The organism is Paenibacillus sp. FSL R10-2736 (genome assembly GCF_038000245.1).
Lineage (GTDB): Bacteria > Bacillota > Bacilli > Paenibacillales > Paenibacillaceae > Paenibacillus_AQ > Paenibacillus_AQ phytohabitans.
This window is the reverse complement of record NZ_JBBOBN010000002.1, coordinates 237,216-256,659: the sequence shown is the minus strand read 5'-3', so window position 1 is coordinate 256,659 and position 19,444 is coordinate 237,216. Positions and strand designations below refer to the sequence as shown.

At 52.6% G+C, this 19,444-nt stretch carries 20 protein-coding genes; 15 read left to right on the top strand and 5 right to left on the bottom strand.

The window, feature by feature from the left end:
* Positions 1-59: 59 nt before the first annotated feature.
* The 4 genes from NSQ73_RS29110 to NSQ73_RS29095 are packed head-to-tail and all read left to right on the top strand — an operon-like array spanning position 60 to position 4,033.
* Entirely contained in the window at positions 60-1,154 is a 1,095-nt protein-coding gene (locus NSQ73_RS29110) for an iron-siderophore ABC transporter substrate-binding protein (protein WP_076243642.1), read from the top strand.
* Positions 1,147-2,187, top strand: a complete 1,041-nt coding sequence (locus tag NSQ73_RS29105) for a FecCD family ABC transporter permease (RefSeq protein ID WP_042140445.1) — start codon at positions 1,147-1,149, stop codon at positions 2,185-2,187. Before NSQ73_RS29110 ends, NSQ73_RS29105 begins: the two co-directional genes overlap by 8 nt.
* Positions 2,184-3,215: a FecCD family ABC transporter permease gene (locus NSQ73_RS29100; protein ID WP_340989673.1), complete on the top strand. Its 1,032-nt coding sequence runs from the start codon at positions 2,184-2,186 to the stop codon at positions 3,213-3,215. The genes NSQ73_RS29105 and NSQ73_RS29100 overlap by 4 nt, the downstream gene beginning before the upstream one ends.
* Positions 3,215-4,033 (top strand): ABC transporter ATP-binding protein, encoded by an 819-nt coding sequence (locus NSQ73_RS29095; protein ID WP_340989671.1) that lies wholly within the window; start codon positions 3,215-3,217, stop codon positions 4,031-4,033. The genes NSQ73_RS29100 and NSQ73_RS29095 overlap by 1 nt, the downstream gene beginning before the upstream one ends.
* 38 nt (positions 4,034-4,071) lie before the next feature.
* Here NSQ73_RS29095 and NSQ73_RS29090 read toward each other — a convergent pair whose 3' ends face one another.
* Complete coding sequence (locus NSQ73_RS29090) at positions 4,072-4,437, bottom strand: hypothetical protein (RefSeq protein WP_340990734.1); 366 nt, start codon at positions 4,435-4,437, stop codon at positions 4,072-4,074.
* On the opposite strand from NSQ73_RS29090, the gene NSQ73_RS29085 reads away from it, so the two are divergent.
* The 3 genes from NSQ73_RS29085 (at position 4,396) to NSQ73_RS29075 (ending at position 6,475) form a co-directional block, all read left to right on the top strand.
* Positions 4,396-4,647 (top strand): LytTR family DNA-binding domain-containing protein, encoded by a 252-nt coding sequence (locus tag NSQ73_RS29085; RefSeq protein ID WP_340989670.1) that lies wholly within the window; start codon positions 4,396-4,398, stop codon positions 4,645-4,647. The genes NSQ73_RS29090 and NSQ73_RS29085 overlap by 42 nt on opposite strands.
* Before the next feature lie 16 nt (positions 4,648-4,663).
* A complete protein-coding gene (locus NSQ73_RS29080) occupies positions 4,664-5,098 on the top strand; it encodes a DUF3021 family protein (protein WP_340989669.1) in 435 nt (144 codons plus the stop codon).
* Positions 5,099-5,239: 141 nt separating this feature from the next.
* On the top strand, positions 5,240-6,475 hold the full coding sequence (locus tag NSQ73_RS29075; protein ID WP_340989667.1) for an alpha/beta hydrolase: 1,236 nt from the start codon (positions 5,240-5,242) through the stop codon (positions 6,473-6,475).
* Between the two features lie 158 nt (positions 6,476-6,633).
* Here the strand turns inward: NSQ73_RS29075 and NSQ73_RS29070 are convergent, their stop codons facing one another.
* Positions 6,634-7,572: a hypothetical protein gene (locus NSQ73_RS29070; protein WP_340989665.1), complete on the bottom strand. Its 939-nt coding sequence runs from the start codon at positions 7,570-7,572 to the stop codon at positions 6,634-6,636.
* Positions 7,529-8,131 carry an RNA polymerase sigma factor gene (locus NSQ73_RS29065; RefSeq protein WP_340989663.1) on the bottom strand — a complete coding sequence of 201 codons (603 nt, stop codon included), beginning with the start codon at positions 8,129-8,131 and terminating at the stop codon, positions 7,529-7,531. Before NSQ73_RS29065 ends, NSQ73_RS29070 begins: the two co-directional genes overlap by 44 nt.
* A 224-nt stretch (positions 8,132-8,355) precedes the next feature.
* On the opposite strand from NSQ73_RS29065, the gene NSQ73_RS29060 reads away from it, so the two are divergent.
* Positions 8,356-9,225 carry an AraC family transcriptional regulator gene (locus tag NSQ73_RS29060; RefSeq protein WP_340989661.1) on the top strand — a complete coding sequence of 290 codons (870 nt, stop codon included), beginning with the start codon at positions 8,356-8,358 and terminating at the stop codon, positions 9,223-9,225.
* A gap of 379 nt (positions 9,226-9,604) precedes the next feature.
* Here the strand turns inward: NSQ73_RS29060 and NSQ73_RS29055 are convergent, their stop codons facing one another.
* Complete coding sequence (locus NSQ73_RS29055; protein WP_340989659.1) at positions 9,605-10,531, bottom strand: AraC family transcriptional regulator; 927 nt, start codon at positions 10,529-10,531, stop codon at positions 9,605-9,607.
* A gap of 156 nt (positions 10,532-10,687) precedes the next feature.
* Here NSQ73_RS29055 and NSQ73_RS29050 point away from each other — a divergent pair, with 156 nt between their 5' ends.
* The gene (locus tag NSQ73_RS29050) at positions 10,688-11,422 is read left to right on the top strand and encodes an SDR family oxidoreductase (RefSeq protein WP_340989657.1); all 735 of its coding nucleotides are present in this window, start codon (positions 10,688-10,690) and stop codon (positions 11,420-11,422) included.
* Between the two features lie 188 nt (positions 11,423-11,610).
* Here NSQ73_RS29050 and NSQ73_RS29045 read toward each other — a convergent pair whose 3' ends face one another.
* Positions 11,611-12,702, bottom strand: a complete 1,092-nt coding sequence (locus tag NSQ73_RS29045) for a GIY-YIG nuclease family protein (RefSeq protein ID WP_340989656.1) — start codon at positions 12,700-12,702, stop codon at positions 11,611-11,613.
* A gap of 140 nt (positions 12,703-12,842) precedes the next feature.
* On the opposite strand from NSQ73_RS29045, the gene NSQ73_RS29040 reads away from it, so the two are divergent.
* The 6 genes from NSQ73_RS29040 (at position 12,843) to NSQ73_RS29015 (ending at position 19,324) form a co-directional block, all read left to right on the top strand.
* Complete coding sequence (locus NSQ73_RS29040; protein ID WP_042140433.1) at positions 12,843-13,292, top strand: YdeI/OmpD-associated family protein; 450 nt, start codon at positions 12,843-12,845, stop codon at positions 13,290-13,292.
* 93 nt (positions 13,293-13,385) lie between these two features.
* Positions 13,386-14,228, top strand: a complete 843-nt coding sequence (locus NSQ73_RS29035) for a MerR family transcriptional regulator (RefSeq protein WP_340989655.1) — start codon at positions 13,386-13,388, stop codon at positions 14,226-14,228.
* 121 nt (positions 14,229-14,349) lie between these two features.
* Positions 14,350-16,329: an FAD-binding protein gene (locus NSQ73_RS29030; RefSeq protein ID WP_340989654.1), complete on the top strand. Its 1,980-nt coding sequence runs from the start codon at positions 14,350-14,352 to the stop codon at positions 16,327-16,329.
* A gap of 74 nt (positions 16,330-16,403) precedes the next feature.
* A complete protein-coding gene (locus tag NSQ73_RS29025; RefSeq protein ID WP_340948648.1) occupies positions 16,404-16,952 on the top strand; it encodes a hypothetical protein in 549 nt (182 codons plus the stop codon).
* 171 nt (positions 16,953-17,123) lie between these two features.
* Entirely contained in the window at positions 17,124-18,545 is a 1,422-nt protein-coding gene (locus tag NSQ73_RS29020) for a hypothetical protein (RefSeq protein WP_340989652.1), read from the top strand.
* A 497-nt stretch (positions 18,546-19,042) separates the two neighbouring features.
* Entirely contained in the window at positions 19,043-19,324 is a 282-nt protein-coding gene (locus NSQ73_RS29015) for a hypothetical protein (protein ID WP_340989651.1), read from the top strand.
* Positions 19,325-19,444: the final 120 nt, after the last annotated feature.

The following is a 19,444-nucleotide window of genomic DNA, read 5'->3' as shown; positions in this document are numbered from 1 at the left end:
GCCGTTTAGTCAGCAGCAGAACAAAAAAAATACATTATAAGATAAGGAAGGGTCCACGCATGAACACAACAAGAAAGTTTTCTTTGAAAACATTATTAATTCCATTTGCACTTACTATAGCGCTGGTTGGATGCTCAAATCAGGAGTCTAATTCAGCTGCTTCACCATCTCCGGCTGCAACTGCTGCGGCATCTGCTGAAGCGGCTGCTACAGAAGCACCAGCCTCCCAGGATGCTACGCAGTATCCGATTACCATCAAGCACGCGCTTGGTGAAGCTGTACTTGAGAGCAAGCCTGAACGCGTAGTGACCATTCAATGGGCGAACCATGATGTGGCTCTCGCGCTTGGCGTTGTACCTGTAGGCTTCTCGGCAGCGAACTTCGGCGTTCAGGATGACAGCGGACTGTTGCCCTGGACAGCAGATAAGCTGAAGGAGCTTAATGTAACTGATCCGAATGTGTTCCAGGATACCGACGGTCTTGATTTCGAGGCCATCTCGGATGCAGACCCGGATGTCATTCTGGCCGCATACTCCGGAATTACCCAGGAAGACTATGATACGCTTAGCCAGATCGCTCCGGTAGTCGCTTATCCGACGGCTCCTTGGGCAACCACCTGGCGCGAGCAGGTCCTGTTAAATGCAGAAGGGATGGGCATGAAGGCAGAAGGGGAGCAGCTGATCAAGGACACCGAAGCCCTGGTTAACGAAAAGGCGGGCAAATATCCGCAGATTAACGGTAAAAAAGTGGTTTGGGTTAACTTCTCCGCTGAGGACCTGTCCAAACTGCATATTTATACGCCTGTGGATTCCCGTGTCTCATTCCTGTATGAGCTGGGAATGGTTTATCCGGAAAGCATTACCTCCCAGATTACGGACCCTACCAGCTACTCTTTGAGCTTAAGCGCAGAGAATGTGGAAGCCCTGTACGATGCTGATCTTATCGTCGGATATGGGAATGACGAATTGCTTAAGACACTTCAGGCAGATTCGCTGCTGGGCAAAATCCCTGCCATTGAAAGAGGTTCGGTTGCCTTCATCGACAGTGATACACCGCTGGTAGCTGCCGGAACGCCTAACCCGCTGTCCATTGCATACACGATTGATGAATACCTTGCCTTAATTGGAGGAGCTATTGATAAAATAAATGAATAGTTCACCGCTTTCGGACGATAAACAGCTAAAATTGCATATCCCGAAGAACTTTACCCCGGTCCTGATGAGTTGCCTGGTATTGCTTGTCTTGTGCGTGATAGCCTCCCTTGTACTGGGAGCGCGTCACGTGGGGTGGAATGAACTGATCGATGGTTTATTTCATCCGGAGGTGGACAGCTATGGGGCAAACGTAGTCCGCAAGCGGATTTCCCGGACGGTATTCAGTTTAATGTGCGGCGGGGCACTCGGAGTATCGGGAGCGCTGATGCAGGCGGTTACCCGCAATCCGATTGCCGACCCGAGCATACTGGGAGTGAACACGGGGGCATCCTTGTTTGTGGTTTGCGGAATTGCATTCTTGAACATAAGCTCCGCGAACCAATATATATGGTTAGCTCTGGCCGGAGCTGCGATTACTGCTGTATTCGTATTCGGAATCGGCTCAATGGGACGTGGCGGAGCCACGCCCATTAAGCTCGTTCTGGCGGGTGCTGCCATAAGCGCTGCCTTATCTTCTCTGGTCACAGCCATCATGATTCCGCGCTCTTATGTTATGGACCAGTTCCGGTTCTGGCAGGTGGGGAGCGTCGGCTCGGGAACCTGGAGCAGCATTACGACATTTATCCCGTTCCTGCTCGCCGGTATGCTGATCGCGTTCATTACGGCTCCGGCCCTGAATGCGCTGGCACTGGGCGATGATGTGGCGACGGGTCTGGGTGTGCGGACAGGCACACTGCGGCTCATTGCGGCGCTTGCAGGTGTACTGTTATGCGGTGCCGTTACGGCCCTGGCCGGGCCGATCGGCTTCATCGGCTTGTTATCAACTCACGTCATACGTCTTATCCTTGGATCAGACCTGCGTTTCGTTATCCCTATGTCAGCGGTTACCGGAGCCATTATTCTGACGATATCGGATGTAGGCGGCAGGCTTATTGGAAGTCCCGGGGAGCTTGAAGTCGGTGTAGTTACAGCGTTTGTAGGGGCGCCGATCCTAATTCTATTAGCGATGAAATCGAAAGTGCGGTCATTATGACAAATCAGGCGATTGAATATATTATTGCAGGCAGACGCCGCAGACACCGCCGGGGCATACTGGTGACCAGCCTCCTCGCAGTACTTGCACTTATTCTGTGCTGCGCGATGCTTCTGCTCGGGAACACGATCTATCCGGTGACAGATGTCATCCGGGCGCTCTCCGGAGAGGAGCTCAAGGGAGTCTCTTTCGCGGTGAAAATTATCCGGCTGCCGCGGATGCTGGCGGGACTGTTCGCCGGATTTGCCTTTGGCATTGCCGGGTACACCTTCCAGACCATGCTGCGTAACCCGCTTGCGAACCCGAATGTGATTGGGATTACGTCCGGCTCAAGCGCGGCGGCGGTGTACTGCATCGTCATACTTCAGGCAAGCGGAGCGGTTATATCCCTTGCTTCGGTAATTGCGGGTCTGGCCACAGTGCTGCTGATTTATGTACTGTCCAGAGGGAAGACCTTCTCCATCGGGCGGTTAATCCTGATCGGGATCGGCTTGCAGGCTATGCTGGATGCTGTAATCTCCTATCTGCTGCTGATCAGCTCCGAGAAAGACGTTCCCTCAGCCATCAGATGGCTGACCGGCAGTCTCAACGGCTCACAAATGCGCGAGCTTCCGCCGCTGATGATCATCGTAATCATCTGTACGCCAATCATCATCCTGCTGGGCAAGCATCTGAGTATACTGGAGCTTGGAGAACAATCGGCCACTTCGCTCGGCGTAAGCACAGATAAGACAAGAATTGCGCTGATTGTCAGTTCTGTCTGTATGGTTGCGATTGCTACGGCTACTACAGGACCGATTGCCTTTGTCTCCTTCCTGTCGGGGCCGATCGCGAAGAGACTGGTTGGAACAGGCTCCTCGAATATCCTTCCGGCGGGTCTTGTCGGAGTTAATTTGGTTCTGGCGTCCGATCTGATCGGACAATTTGCTTTTGAGTACAGATTCCCTGTAGGCATCATTACCGGATTACTCGGAGCGCCATATCTGATCTTCCTGTTAATCCGGATGAATCGAAAGGGAGAGTTATAATGAACAAGACACATCATTTCGGGGCCGAACAGCTCATAGCGGGCTATGAGAATAAGACGGTTATCCACGGTGTAGACCTGGTGATTCCTGATCATAAAATCAGTGTAATTATCGGCTCGAACGGCTGCGGCAAGTCCACGCTGCTCAAAACAATGGCCAGACTTATCAAGCCAACCTCGGGTAGGGTTACCCTCGACGGCAAGCCGATCTCCAAAATGCCCGCCAAACCATTAGCCCGTGTAATTGGGCTCCTGCCGCAGTCTCCGATTGTTCCGGAAGGAATCTCTGTCGCCGACTTGGTGGGACGTGGCAGATTTCCGCATCAGTCCCTGCTTGGCGGATGGTCCAGGAAGGATTATGAGGCCGTTGCCGAAGCGATGGAGATTATGAATATCACCGAGTTCGCCAATCATAATATCGATGAGCTCTCGGGCGGCCAGCAGCAGCGTGTCTGGATCGCCATGGCGCTGGCCCAGCAGACGGACATTCTGTTTCTCGATGAACCGACGACCTTCCTGGATATTACCTATCAGGTTGAGATTCTCGATCTGCTCACCGATCTGAACCGCAAGCACGGAACCACGATTGTAATGGTGCTGCATGATATCAACCTGTCTGCGCGGTATGCCGACCATATTTTTGCGCTTCACACGGGTAAGCTTGTCGCTGCCGGTACGCCTGCAGAGGTGATTACAGGCACGCGGGTCAAAGAGATCTTCGGGCTGGATTGCACGGTAATCGCAGACCCTGTCTCGGGCTCTCCGCTGGTCGTACCCAGAGGACGGTATCATGATAAGCAGGCGAATGCTCTAAAGTAAGGGACTGGCAGGCATCACCTCCCTGGCAGGTCCCCGTTTCATACCAAGCTGTCCGACCGGTCAAACCGGAGGACAGCTTTTTGTGTATCCTTCCCCTTGTAGCTGTCACACCGTTCCCTTATCATGAGAATGAAACAGGCAGCGGAAATTGAATCTGAACTATTGTAGGTGATCCTATCAAAATTTCCATCGAGCAAATCAGCAGGGAGCAAGAAGAGGAGATCCGCATCCGGTGCCATGAAGTCGATGAAGAGATTTCTGAAATCGTAAATAAGCTGAAGACAGAAACCCTGATCATCCTGGGATATCAGGAGGACCGGCTCAGCCGTATCAAGCTCAGTGATATCTATTATTTTGAAGCCGTGGACGGCAAAGTATTTGTCTACAGCGAGAACCAGGTCCATGAAGTGAAGCAGAAGCTGTATGAACTGGAGGAGCTATGCAGAGACAAGAACTGCTTCCGCGCCTCCAAATCTACGATTCTAAACATCGCCAAGCTTGCCAGTGTGCGTCCGTCCCTCAGCGGCCGGTTCACAGCTTTGCTTGATAACGGGGAACGTGTAGTGATATCAAGACAGTATGTGCCGGCACTCAAACAAAGACTTGGATTATAGGGGGAGGGATCACAGCATGAAGTTATCTGATTTTGTCAAAGACATCATCCGCGATTTTCTGATCATCTTCGCATCCATCATGATTATCATTACAGTGCTGCGGCAGATTTATATCCCGGAGCTCGCATTTGACCTGATATCGATCTATACGATTATGGGCTTTTCCCTGCTTGGGGCATTAACGGGAATCATCTGGTACACTCCACATGAGATAAGCGAGCGGGCCATGCGTGTTAGAATCGTTGTTCATTTTCTCACCCTGGAGATTCTGTTGATCTCCCTTGCAAGCCTGATCGGAGTTGTGACTGGTGTGCCCGGCGCACTCCTTCTTGCACTCCAAATTGCCGTGGTATATGCCGTAGTCCGCGTGCTGTCCTATGGGAAGGATAAGAAGGAAGCAGAGCAAATTAACGAGAGACTTAAGGTTGTTAAGCAAGAAATTCATGATTAATCCCGAAGCCAGTGCCCCATTTTGTGAGGTTATTCTGCATCTTATTGCCCTACAGCTACAGCTTACCGTAAATCTATATACACCCTTTTCGCAGTTTTTTATGATGAGGTCATAACTTAACTGGAAGAGGAGAATCCCCCTATGCACAGCCTTGGCAAGCTCAAAAGCTGGATTAGAATTACCCTGTTTATCGTATTCGTTATTCTGACACTGTCCCCTGTTATTGATTGGAGCTTCAGCTGGGTACTGCTGGCAGCACTGCTGTTCATTTTTGCGCTGAAGGGTTCAATTGATCTTATCGGAAGGAAGGCGAAGCCCCGTACGTCCAAACGTTCATTCAGGGTATTGAAAATCATCATAACCGCTGTGGCACTGCTAATCGCACTTATACCGCCCATTCTATTCCCGCAGTACCGGGCACCTGAAGTGACCGGGGAATATGAGGTCAGAACGGCTGTTTACACGTATAAGGACCCTAACCGGATTGAAGAATTTACGGATACCGGGGAGAACCGGTTTATGAATGTGGAATTCTGGTATCCGGGCAATGCGGAGGGAAACTATCCGCTGGTGGTCTTTTCTCATGGGGCATACGGGGTCAGGGAAAGCAACACTTCAACCTTTACGGAGCTGGCCAGCCACGGCTATGTAGTAGTTTCTATCGATCATCCTTACCATTCCTTTTATACACAGAGCGTGGACGGGAAGATCACTATGGTTAATGCAGATTATCTGCGGGAGCATAACGATTCCAACAAAGATGGGATTTACACCATGGAAGAGCTGTACGGCCTTACGCAAAAATGGATGAAGCAGCGGACCGGGGATATGAATTTCGTGATCGATACGATCCTGGAGAAGGCAGTAAGTGACCAGGACCCTGTGTACCAACGGATCGACACTGAGCACATTGGCGTATTCGGCCACTCCATGGGTGGTGCGGCAAGCGTGGCGCTCGGCCGGGAGCGCAGCGATGTGGATGCTGTGGTGAATCTCGATGCCCCATTCTTCAGCGAGCTTCTGTATGACCCTGAGATTAATGAGTTGGCGGCAAAAAAAGAACCTTATCACGTACCGCTGCTGAACATTTATACAGACGATGTGTGGAGACAGCTCGGGAAAAACTCGGCATACGCGGCGAACAAGACCGATAATCCAAACTTTAAGGATGCGTACACCGTTCATTTTCAAGGGGCCAAGCATTTAAGCCTGACCGATCTTCCGCTGTTCTCGCCGATCCTTGCGAATAAGCTGCAACGCGGGCAAGCAGATATTGATAAGTATTACTGCATTGAGACGATGAATGCGCTGATTCTGCAGTTTTTTGATTATACGTTAAAAGATACCGGCCGCTTTGAGCCGCAGGCGGTGTATTGATGGTAATGCAGCGGCGGCTATAAGGTGAACCCCGGGAACATTGTCCGTTGCTCCACCTCGGTGAATCCCAAGGATATATATAGCCCGGCTGCGCGGGTATTTAATTCCATAGTTTGCGGAAACCTGGAGGTTCATCCGGGAAAAGAATTCGTATTCTTTCAATGCAGAAGCGGCTTCGCGATGGCGATCAGTGCTTCTTGGCTTAAGAATTGTCCGCTCATCTCGTCAATCTGGTACTGATAGGTGTCCCTACTTCCCGGAACCGCGGCTGACCACGTTAGGCTATTGCCGCCTTTATACTTGGTGTAGATCATTTCAGTGCCGTTGACAACGGCTTTTTCTGCGGTGAAATCTACTTGTTCATCTACATAAGCCGTGAATTCGCCTTCGCTTCTTGTTGTTGTCACCGTAATTTCCTGTTTTCCCTGCCTATAGACCGCAGTTAAATTGAGGATTTGGTCCGACAGCTCTACCGGCATTATCCCGTAGTTTCTGCCCGCTGCCTCGGCCTGCTTGCGCAGCTGATCAGCGATAGCCTTTTCTTCGTCCGGGGTAGGCGGGTGGAGCAGGGTGACCGGTTTGAAGTAAGCAGTGGCTGTCTGGAATTCATAACCTCCCGGAAGCTTGTCGGCTACGGTCAAAGATTGAGCCGATAACTTATTGCGGAGCGAAGACAGGTCGGTATAGACTAACGGTTTGTACTCCGTATCCAGCTTCCCGTCCGGGTTATGGTCCAAGACGTAGAAGATAGCAGCGGTACCCTTCTCAAGCAAAGCTTCGCCTAATTCATGGCTGAGTTTCAAGCGCTGCAGCTCCTCCTCCTCATAGGCAGGGAACGCCTTCGCGGGCTTGACCTGATATACAACCTCACCCTGCTTGTTCTTCAGCGACTGATATTGAACGGCTGCAAATCCGGTGGAAGCTGTGAGCAGCATGCCCGCAACCACCAATAGGCTAATTTTATGTTTCATCCAGAAGACCCCCTTCACTTGATGTCCTGTCTCTAACCTCTTCATCACTTCCCCGGATATATCCGGATGGGAAAAGCGCGGATTATGAAGAAGTTCCTTCAGCTCCTGATCCTTGTCCGTATCCATAATGCTTCACTCCTTTCGCCTGAGCGTAATACTTCCTGAATTTCCTGGCGGAACGTTCATACCGTTTGCGCAGCCGCGCGGTATTCTGGTGAAGCATCCGGCTGATTTCCTGATAGCTCAGCTCCTCCACGGTGCGCAGCAGCAGTAAGTTACGCTCCTCGGCCGTTAACATAGCCATCGTCTGCTGCACCGCAGCATCCGGGTAATTAGCCTCCATATGCTGATCGACCGGCCGGTTCTCCTGGTCATCACGGTAGAACAGACTCAAGTATTTCGTCAGCTTGCGCTTGCGGATCACATCAATACACTGGTTATAGGCAATGGTGTACAGCCAGGCGCCGAAGGGGAGATTAGGATCATATTGTCCCAAAGAGCGGTATGCCTTCAGGAATACTTCCTGTCCGCAGTCCTCAGCCTCGTTATATTGGCCCAGCATATGATAGCAATAGAAGAAAATCGGCCGCTGATAAGCCTGCATAATGGCCTCGAATTTCTGGATATCCCCTGCCAGCACGGCTGCAATCCGTTCCTGCAGATCGGCGTTCTCCAAGCTTCTCACCCCCTTTATGCTCTGTACAACGAACCATCTGTTCATATTGTGACATTGCCGGCTAAATTTTTGAAAAAGATACGACAAAATAACGCCCTAGCCTTGCGGCTGGAATAAACGTCCCGGTTAGAGGATTCTATAGAAGCAATATCGAACATGATATTTCGGTGCATGGATTGCAAGGTTTCCTGTCTCATCCTCCCCTATAATCAGACTTGAAAGGAGGGACCGGTATGGATTGGCTGGACCGCATGAATAACGCAATGGAATATGTAGAAAAACATCTGGCGGATGTGATTGATTTCAATCAGGCGGCCAGGATTGCCTGCTGCTCAACGTACCATTTTCAGCGGATGTTCTCGTTCATAACTGATGTGCCGCTCTCGGAGTATATCAGGCGCAGAAGGATGACCCTTGCAGCCTTTGAGCTGCAGCAAGGCGGAACCCGGATTATCGACATCGCTTTGAAGTATGGTTACGAATCGCCCGAAGCCTTCTCCAGAGCGTTCAAAAAAATGCATGGTGTAATGCCAATGTCAGCGCGCGACAAGGGCGTCTCACTTAAGGCTTATCCCCGGTTATCCTTTCAACTTTCAATTCGGGGAGATGTAGAAGTGAACTATAAAATCGAAGAAAAACAAGCTGTTGAAATGTTTGGCGTATCTACTGTAATTAATGCCGATGGCGAGAATCCGTTTATTGAAATCCCTGCCTTTTGGACCCGGTGTATTGCTGGCGGAGACGTGGACCGGATTCGGGCTGCCGCAGGACTGGGAGAGAACGGCCAAATTCATGCGGTAATGTATAACAAGCAAGGCGATAAGTCTTCGTACATGATCGGATACTTTGTACCCGAAAGCGGCTTGCCGGAAGGCTTTGAACAGCTGCAGATCCCTCCGCAAACCTACGCAATTTTCACGACCGGCGTTTATCCTGATGGAGAAAGCGATATTCATGATTTATGGAAGCGTATTTGGGGGGAATGGTTCCCGGGCTCGAATTATGAAGCCACAGAGGGTCCTGAGTTTGAAATGACGTATGACCGGGGCAATAACATGTATGAAATGGAAGTCTGGATTCCTGTTGTTAAAAAGTCCGCTTAATGATAGTTGTATTTTGTACAATTAAAAACAGCGAAAAGGGTTGCTTGCCTCTTATAACTGCAGTCTGTACAACTAAATCTGCCCTAAAGGGGAGAATCAAGGTTAAAATGGCAGTTTAATTGTACGAAATACAACTAAACAGATAATCGGTTAAAAATCAGACGATTTAGTTGTACAAAGTGCAATTAAGCCTACCGCATATACCGTAATAGGGTTACTCAAGCCCTCATATTTCTTAACCAATCTGCTGAAATAATGTGTATCTGAAGAACCGGCGCCAGATAGCTCGTCTTCTCGTAACGGCTGTCCTGCAGAATCTCTGATTCTTGCTTCCAAAACTCATAATGAATTCAGCGGCTTCTGTCCTGCGGCAGTTCGCCTATTCATCCGCGTGAACACTTAAGGTATTGCGCAGATGCTTAACATCGTGCATGGGAGGACGCCCGAACATGCGGACATACTCCCGGCTAAACTGGGAAGGGCTCTCATAGCCCACGCGAAAGCCCGCGTCAGCGGCTTCTAATCCCTCTGACAGCAGCAAACGGCGTGCGTTCTGCAGCCGGATGGCCTTCTGATACTGCAGGGGGCTGATTGCTGTGACCTTTTTGAAATGCTTATGCAAGGAGGAAGGGCTCATATTGGCTTCCTTCGCCAATTCTTCAATCACAAGGGGCTTGGAGTAATCGCGGTTAATCAGATGGATCGCTTTGGAAATGTTATACGAATAGCTGCCGGCAATGGAGAATTGGCTGATGATTGCCCCCTGATCCCCTTTCATCACACGGTACAGAATCTCGCGGATCATCATCGGTGCGAGGAACTCAATATCCTCAGGGGTATCCAGAAGACGGACCAGGCGGACCAGCCCCTCCAGCAGCGGTGTATCGGATTGGCCCAGCAGGATCCCGCGTTCCGTCTTTGCTTCCCGCTGCGGACCGCTGCTGTGGATGATGTCCAGTATGACCTCCGGACGAATAGATAACTGCAGGCTCAGATAGGGAAGCTCCGGCGTGGCTTCCGTAATCATCCCGACTACAGGCAGATGCACCGGGCTGACCATGTAGCTGCCCGGACTGCATATGTAAGTATCTCCCGCCAGCGAAGCTGTCTTGGAGCCTTGTACAATCACGTATAACGAAGGCGTATTGACCGAATGTCTCGGCTCGGACACCTGGCTTGCACGTCTGAAGCAGAGCTCCGGCACGGATGAAGCATGTGTTCCTTCTGAAGGTGCATGACGCTGAATAAGCAGAATCAGTTCTTGTAAATGGGCAGAGAGGGTAGAGAGGGAGGAGATGTCGTTCATGCTTCACTGCTCCTTTCCGCGAAGGTCTAATGGCTAATTATATCCGCACGGGAGAGGATTAGGCAAGAATCGGAGGCGATCTGTCTACCTGATTGGGCTGCTGTTTACTTACAATGAACAGGCAAGGCCATTAGATCTTAGAGAGAAGGATGCAGTATGAGCATTGAGAATAAAGTTGTCGTCATTACGGGTGCGAGCAGCGGGATTGGGGAAGCGGCAGCGCTGCTCCTTGCGGAGCGCGGGGCAAAGGTAGTGCTTGGAGCGCGCGGAGCGGACCGCCTGGAGGCGCTGGCGGCACGCATTGTGAACAATGGCGGCGAAGCCGTTTATGCAAGCACGGACGTGAGACAGCGGGAGGATCTAAGCAGACTCGTTGCGCTTGCCTGTGAGCGGTACGGGAAGATAGATGTGCTCGTCAGCAATGCCGGAGTGATGCCTATTTCCCCGCTCGACGACCTGCGCGTCGAAGATTGGGAGGACATGATTGACGTTAATATCAAAGGTGTTCTGTATGGTATTGCCGCAGCGCTGCCGGTCTTCCGTGAGCAGGGCTTCGGACATTTCGTGAACACTGCGTCTACAGCAGGACACAAGACGGTTCCTAACCAGTCCGTCTACTCCGGAACGAAATTCGCCGTGCGCGCCATCTCGGAGGGGCTGCGCCAGGAGGCGGGCGACAAGCTGCGCGTCACTATCATTTCACCCGGTATCGTCAAGACCGGCTTCACGGAGAGTGTGACAGACCCGGCAGTGAGAGATCAGCTTGCCGCCGTCCGCGATAGGCTGGCGATGACACCGGATGCAGTAGCGCGTGCCATTGCCTACGCGATTGAACAGCCGGATGATATCGATGTGAACGAGATCGTGATCCGTCCTACTGCGCAAGTGTAACCTATTAGTCAGGACTGCCTGTGGCCCTCAAGCAGAGGAAGGCTGCAGCCGTATGTTCATCTATATTAGAAACCAGGACCGCTGCTTGTGTGCAGAGGTCCCGGGTTATTGTTGCAGAGATTTATTGTTGCAGCGAGTAGGTTAACGGTCTATTCCTGTATCACCTGGAGAGCCGGTATCAGCGCTGGTTATAATGCGCTCCCGATCAGCCCGTTAATCCCTTCCTCCAGCCCGGCGGTATCCTTATCCTCCAGCCATTCCTGCGGGACCAGAAGGTAATTGCCGGAGCTGCTCTTAAGATAGCTGTAGATGATCTGGGCCTCATCGATCTTATGGCGGCTCATTTCTTCTGTAGCCGCAATCAGGCTGCTGCTGCGGAAATGCTCCAATGCGGCAGAGGTAATCATCTTAGTAAGCTGTCCGCTGTCCAGCGCTTCAGTCGCCAGCCGGGTACGGTAGAGAATCACGCTGCCCTTGATGAGAATCAGCTTGTGAAACTGCTCGTCCACCGGCTCCAGCACGATAATATTCTTGTTCTCTCCGGTGAAGCCGATCACCTGCTCCTTGTGCAGCAGCGAGTGGACCGCCCCGAGGTAATCCCGGTACTTGGCAGCTGCTTCGAAGTCAAACCGCAGCGCAGCCTCCTCCATCCGGACTTCCAGTCCGCTTACGATTGAATTGCCGCTCCCGTTCAGCAGTGCAATGATCTGCCCGATAATCTCCTCATACCGCTTCAGAGCCTCACCGCCTCCGCACATCCCGATGCATAAGCCCAGCGAATGGTTCAGACAACGGTGGTTACGGGAATGGGGGCTGCTGCAGAGAATCCGCTGTGATTCCTTAATGCCCTGTACAGCCCGCTCCACAGTGCTGCGGCTGGTGTAAGGACCATAGGAGAGACTATTTTCCAGGGTACTGGGCTCATAGCCGATCTCGATCTGCCGGTACGGCGCAGTGTCCACGATGGAAATATAGCTGTAGGCAAGCGGATTTTTCATTTTGCGGTTGTACATCGGCTTGATCTCTTTGATCAGCTGGCATTCCAGCATGAAGGCTTCGAATTCCGTATCGGTCAGCCTGTATTCGATATCGCGGATATGCTTGACGAGCTGCTTCACCTTGGGCGAGTGTCCTTTGTTATTGTAGAAATAGGACTGGACCCGCTTCTTCAGCTGCTTCGCTTTGCCGACATAGATGATATGTCCCAGACTGTCCTTCATCAGATACACGCCAGGCGATAAAGGGAGGTCTGCTACCTTTTCTGTTAGATTCGCGGGCATGGCGGCCGCCTCCGTTCGTCACATTCTTCAGTACCTTTAAGTATAAACCATGCCGCCCTCACCGGCGACTGGAAAAGCCCCATTCCCTGCACTACAATGGGAATAAAAATGGCTAAGCGCCTATCCAGGAGGTAATAAATATGAAATTCCGGACAACCGTTATACTGGGCGGCAAGACGGCCACGGGGATCCCTGTTCCTGCGGAGGCGGTAGCAGAGCTCGGGACAAGCAAGAAGCCGGCGGTGAAGGTAACGATCGGGGAATATAGCTATTCCAGCACGGTAGCGACGATGGGCGGACAGTTCATGATTCCGCTCAGCGCGGAGCACCGCAAGGGCGCCGGTGTCAGTGCCGGTGATGAGATCGAAGTAGAGCTTGCGCTGGATACCCGGCCGCGTGAAGTGGAGGTACCGGCTGATCTGGCTGCGGAGCTGGAGCAGCATGCCGGAGCGAAGCAGTTCTGGGACGGATTATCCTACACGAATAAACGGCGGTTTGTCCTCTCGATTGAGGATGCCAAGACGGCAGAAACGCGGCAGCGGCGGCTCAATAAGACGATGGCAAGCCTGAGCGAAGGCAAGGCGCAGTAGCACCCGTGTGACATAATCCACAAAGTCTCCCGGCTAAACCCTCTATCATTGAACTGATGAAAGAATGGGATCAAGTAAGCTGGGGGGCTGCTGATGAAATATTCTATCGGTGAATTCGCGTCAATTCTAGGGGTGACGGCAGATACACTGCGCTTATATGAGAAACATGATATTGTCCGGCCGATGAAGGATCAGCATAACAATTACCGGTATTTCAATGATCTGGACGCGCGCAATTTACTGTCGAGCAGATGGTACCGGAGCATGCAGATTCCGCTTCAGGATGTGGCCGGACTGATTAAAGACGCACCTTCCGAGCAAGTGGTAGAGTCGATAGCGGCTGCCGGAATGCAGCTGGAAGAAGAGATACGCCGCAGCACGCTGCTGCTGAATAAGATTCAGGAGATTCATGCCGAGCTTGGGGGGATCAGCGAATCCTTTTATACCTGCAGAATCAAGCAAGTGCCGGGTATGTACCGGATTCAGCAGACGAACAAGAACCATTTGCTGCAGAAGGATGGTCTCAAAAGAACCGTCCAGGCCTGGATGGAGCTGCTGCCGTTCACCTTCTATTCCTTCCGTATTGAGAATACAGAATGCATCTATGGAGCCGAAGAGCTGGATTACAGCTGGGGGCTTGCCCTGCTGGAAGAGGATCAACAGAAGCTTGAGGTCTGCCTGAATGACAGTGTGGAGTATCTGGAGCCGGCAACCTGCATCTCTGCAGTGATTGTCAGCACCTATGAGGAATACCTCGAACGGGAGTCCTTCGGATTCATGCTGGATTATGCGAAGGCGCAGAAGTATACGGTCAGCGGGGATATCAGCGGTAAAATCCTGTTTACAGAGCGCACGAACAGCTGCAACAAAACCTATCTGGAGATCAATATTCCGGCGAAACAAGCAGAAACGGAACCGCCCGCCTTTATACTTTGAGAAATATTTCACATATATTTCATTGACCTTGGTGTTGTACCAAGGTTTACACTCTGTGCGTAGTCAGCAGTTCTTATAGAGAGAGAAGCTTGGCTGCACTAACCACACAGGGGGAGAAATAATGCATAAGCAAGCAGTACGGCCGTTGTTAAAAGTAAGCGTATGTCTGATCCTGGTTCTGTCGCTCATCAGCGGCTGCAGCGGCAATAATTCAGCCGGACCGGCAGCATCGGAGCAGCCTTCAGCATCACCGGAGGCTACGCAGCCGGCGGATACAAGTGCGGTACCGGAAGCTTTTAAAGCGGGAACCTATAAAGCGGAAGCTGACGGCAAAGACGGCAAGATTCAGGTTGAGGTTACACTCGACGCCGAATCCGTAATCACGGATATCCAGGTGGTCAGCCAGAACGAAACGGCCGGCATCGGCGTGGAGGCCATTAATAAGATTAAGGAAGAGATTATTGCCGGCCAGACCCTGGCCATAGATGCAGTCAGCGGTGCTTCGGAGTCGAGCACGGCGATCCTGACAGCCGTTGAAGATGCGGTGAAGCAGGCGGGCGGCAACGTGGAGGCTTTTAAATCGAGAGCTGTAGTGAAATCGGGAGAAGGCAAGACGGAGCAGCTGTCTGCGGATGTCGTTGTTGTGGGTGCAGGCGCATCCGGAGTCTCTGCAGCCGATAAAGGCGCAAAGGTCATTCTTATTGAGAAAACAGCTACGATTGGCGGAGCAAGCAATCTGTCCTGGGCAGGTAAGTTCTACAACTCTTCAGCCGCTGTCAGCAGCGGACTTAAAGTGGAAGTAGAGAAGGAGATTGGCGACTGGATCGTTAATAATCACTGGAGAGTAGACGCAGCGGCAATCCGCCAGTACGTGACCAAGTCGGGTGAAACCTATGACTGGCTGACAGGCAAGGGCTACACCACTACCTTCCTTAACTTTGGCGGAGAACAGCTGCATATGTTACCGGCCTATGACACCCGCCAGGATCTGCTGAAGGCGATGCTTGCAGAATCCGTGGAAAAGGGCGGCGGACAGGTAATCACCGAAACAACAGCCCAGAAGCTGATTACAGGCAGCAATGGTGAGGTTACCGGAGTGGTTGCCGGGAAGGCGGATGGAACTGTGCTTGAGATCACCGGCAAAAGCATTGTCATGGCTACCGGCGGTTATGCCGGCAACAAAGAGATGGTCAAGGAAGCCTTCGGCTTCGAAGGCGTCAATGGCGGACTAGGACAGAATATCGGCGAAGGGCTGCAAATGTCCTGGGATATTGGGGCGAAGGTTCCCGATAACTTCGGGGGACAAATGCTTCACCAGACCCTGGCCAGAGCAACGGACAAGCTGAAGGCGGAGTATGAGCCGTTCGAAGCCAGCTATCCGCTGATGCTCTCCTACCTGCCAACGCTGATGAATGTCGGCCCTTCCGGGGCGAGATTCCGAGATGAAGCGGCAACACTAACCGCAGTAGCAGCGGCGAACACGAGTGCTTTTAACGGAGCCTATCATCTGGTCATTCTCTCGCAGGCGCAGATTGATGCCCTCAAGACCAAGGGGATGAATGGCTTGAAAGCACCCGGACTGCCGGGAATGCCGCCGGAATTCTATGCTTCTTTTGCCGATAAATTCACGCTGGACCAGCCTTGGAAGGATGCGGATAAAGTCTTCGAGTCCATGGTTGCCAACGGTGACGGCTTCAAGGGTAATACCATTGAGGAATTGGCAAAAAATGCGGGAATGGATGCTGCAGTATTCGCTGCCGACTTTAAGCTGTATCAGGAAGCGGCGAAGACCGGCATCGATACCGAGTTCGGCAAAGCGAAGGAATATCTGCTTCCGATGGGTGAGAGCGGCCCGTATTATGCAATTATTTCCGAGATCAATAATCTCTGCTCGGTGGGCGGCCTGCTTGTAAATACCAAGTTCCAGGTGCTGAATGACAAGCGTGTGCCCATCAAGGGACTATATGCCGTGGGCGTGGAGTCCGAAGGCGTACTCTTTAACGATACTTATGTAGGAAATGGCGTCGGACTGGGGTATTCCTTCACCTCCGGGCGGCTTGGCGGCGAGGATGCAGCGGCCGGGGCACTGGGCACAGAATAGAACGGTTTAAGCAATCTTCTTCTTTTCACCGATAAAGAGTTGTCCTGAACTTTTATCGAGAAGAGGAATGTTCGATGTATATTCCCATTTCCCGGATTCAAGCCGCTTCACTGACCCGTTCACCGCATCAGGAGGCCCATGATCCGGCAGAGTCGTCTGTGCTTAGTTTCTCGGAGACTTTGGCAGCTGTTGCTGCGGCCATTGAAGATCAGGCACGCAGAATCAGGAAGAAATACGGCCTGCCTGTCCGGATCACAGCGGTGTCCAAGGACGGGAGCAAGGGTGCGGACAGTGCCGGCAAGGGAGCCAGGGATGATGTGCGGGAGATTGTGATTGCCCCGAATATCCTGCAGCAGATGAGCAAAGATCCTGTGACCTTAAGAAAAATATACGGCTACATCGATGAGTATGTCGCCAAAGATCACCTCTCTGCTGATCATAGCCTGATCATCTACAGGGATGGTACTTGTACCCTGTCCCTTTCTGCCCCTTCACCGGAAGAAGCAGGGAAGAGCAGCGGGGGCCCTACCGGGCAACTTGGTCTATGGAGCGGAAGCTCTACCCAGGACCGGCTGCAGCAGCTGGCCTTCATCCGGGCGCGGAGGGCTAACCGGCAGCCTTAATAGGGAAACACCTATATATTGATCTCGGAATCCGTGGTTTGCGTGGATTCCGGGGTCTTTTTTTTTATAAGGATGGTGCAGCCGTGCCCGGTTGTACGAACACCAGCCTATGCCCCTGCATAGCATATAGCACCTACTTGCTATAAGTAAGTGGAAAGGGGGCGCAGGATAATGGGTATCCAGCTTACGGCGATTCATTGGGTCTATTTAGTGTTCATTGTGTTCATTCTGGCGCTGTTGATCCGGCGGCGTGATACGACAATGATCTGCGTGACCGGGATTTTGGCGCTGGGGCTGTTGGCAACGGCCACACTCAGCGGATCGGTGTCGGGAATCTTCAACTCCTTCGTATATGCTACCAAAGAGCTGCTCGGCACCATTATGATTATCTCCATTATTGTGGCGATGAGCCGGATTCTGATTATTACAGGCATCAACGAGACGATGGTATCCCCGCTCACCCGGTTTCTGCGCACACCTGCAATGGCCTATTGGGGGATCGGGCTGATCATGATGGTGACCTCTTTCTTCTTCTGGCCTTCCCCTGCGGTGGCACTGGTCGGGGCAGTTCTGCTGCCTGTGGCTGTCCGGGTGGGACTGCCCGCACTTGGTGCGGCGATGGCAATGAATCTGTTCGGGCACGGGATCGCCCTCTCCGGCGATTATATTATCCAGGGAGCGCCGAAGCTGACTGCGGATGCTGCGGGTCTTCCGGTATCCAGCGTCATGCAGGCAAGTATTCCGCTGGTTATTGTTATGGGGGTTGTAACTACTGTCACTGCCTTCTGGATGATGCGCAGAGACCAGAAGAACGGAACGTGGAGAGACGGCCTGGTCACTGACCAAGGCACAGCAGGACCTTTGTCTGCAGCCGGGACGGGCGATGACGGGCAGGTACACATGAGCGCCGGGCTTCGAAAAGCGCTGGCCATCGCCATCCCGCTGCTCTTCCTCCTGGATGTGATAGCCATGTTCATGCTGCACCTGCAGGGCGGTGATGCTACAGCTCTGGTCGGCGGAACCGCCGTGCTGATCCTGATTGTCATCACCCTGCTGGCCCACCGCAGCCAGGGACAGGGGCTGGAGAAAATCACGGCTTATCTCATTGAAGGATTCATATTCGGCTTCAAGGTCTTTGGACCGGTTATCCCGATCGCCGCCTTCTTCTATCTTGGCGACTCGGCCTTCACCGAGCTGTTCGGCCAGGTGCTGCCGGACGGCTCGCACGGCATCGTGAACGACCTGGGCGTTGCCCTGGCGGATCACGTGCCGCTTAACGGTGCCGTGGGAGCCGTAACGCTGACGGTGATCGGCGCGATCACCGGTCTCGACGGCTCCGGATTCTCCGGCATCTCGCTGGCCGGCTCGATTGCCGGGCTGTTCGCCGCCGCGATCCATTCCGGCGCGGCAACCCTGACCGCCCTTGGGCAGGTGGCCGCCATCTGGGTCGGCGGCGGCACCCTGATCCCGTGGGCGCTCATTCCCGCCGCGGCGATCTGCGGCGTCAGCCCCTTCGAGCTGGCCCGGCGCAATCTGAAGCCGGTCCTGCTGGGTCTGGCGGCGATGACTCTCACCGCCATGTTGCTGGTGTAGCCGCCGCTCAAGGTTCGCGGCGGCTGCACGCCAAGCCCCGGATAATGCCGCCTGCCCGGGACTCAAGCTCTCGCTGCCAATTTATGTTATAAGCCTCATATCACAGTCCGCCGCCGTATACGCTTATGGACACCAGGGACATTATTTAGGTAATCTCATATGTTCTGGCGGTGTTGTGGACACTAGCGCCGTTATTGTGTGCATCTGGAGTTGCTTAGCCCTCCTTATGCAGGAATAAGATCCCTCCAGTCCGCATGGAGGGAAAAGTCAGCGTTATGAGGGCAATAACGTCTCTAAGGTCCGTAAGGAAATGAATTGAGCTATAAGGGAATAATGAACGCTACCTGGTTAATCACGATAAGTTGCCGTTACTGTTCAGCACAACCCTGCAAATATCAGCCCTAAGCTGACCGGCTGTCAGGATTACTGCATAAGATTCCCGCCTCCAATCCATCCTAGAGAAGAACAGAAACCGTGATTGAGGGGGAAGTATACTTATGAAGCATTACGAATCCAGTCTGCGGACGAACAGCACGGTGGATCAGGCGCAGGATTCTGTGACCAAGCTGCATAACGCTGTAACTCAGGCGTTAAGCCATCCGGCGGAACAGATGATTGACCAGGCGGAGAATAGCCTGGAGCATGCGGAGGAAGCTGTTCGCCATGCTCCCGAAGGATCAGTCGGCGGACACGGTGTAGACTTGACTGAAGACAGGCTGGCCGAAGAGAAACGCAGACTCGCTTTACTGGACGAACCTGGCGGCAAGGCCCGTAGCTAAGGCCCGCAGCTAAAGCCAGAGTTAAAGCCTGAGCAATAGCCAGCGTGATCTGCTCCGAGTCTGAAGCCGGCCTGAATTCGGCAGGCTATTAAGCACCTGCGTTACTGCTGCAACAGGCAT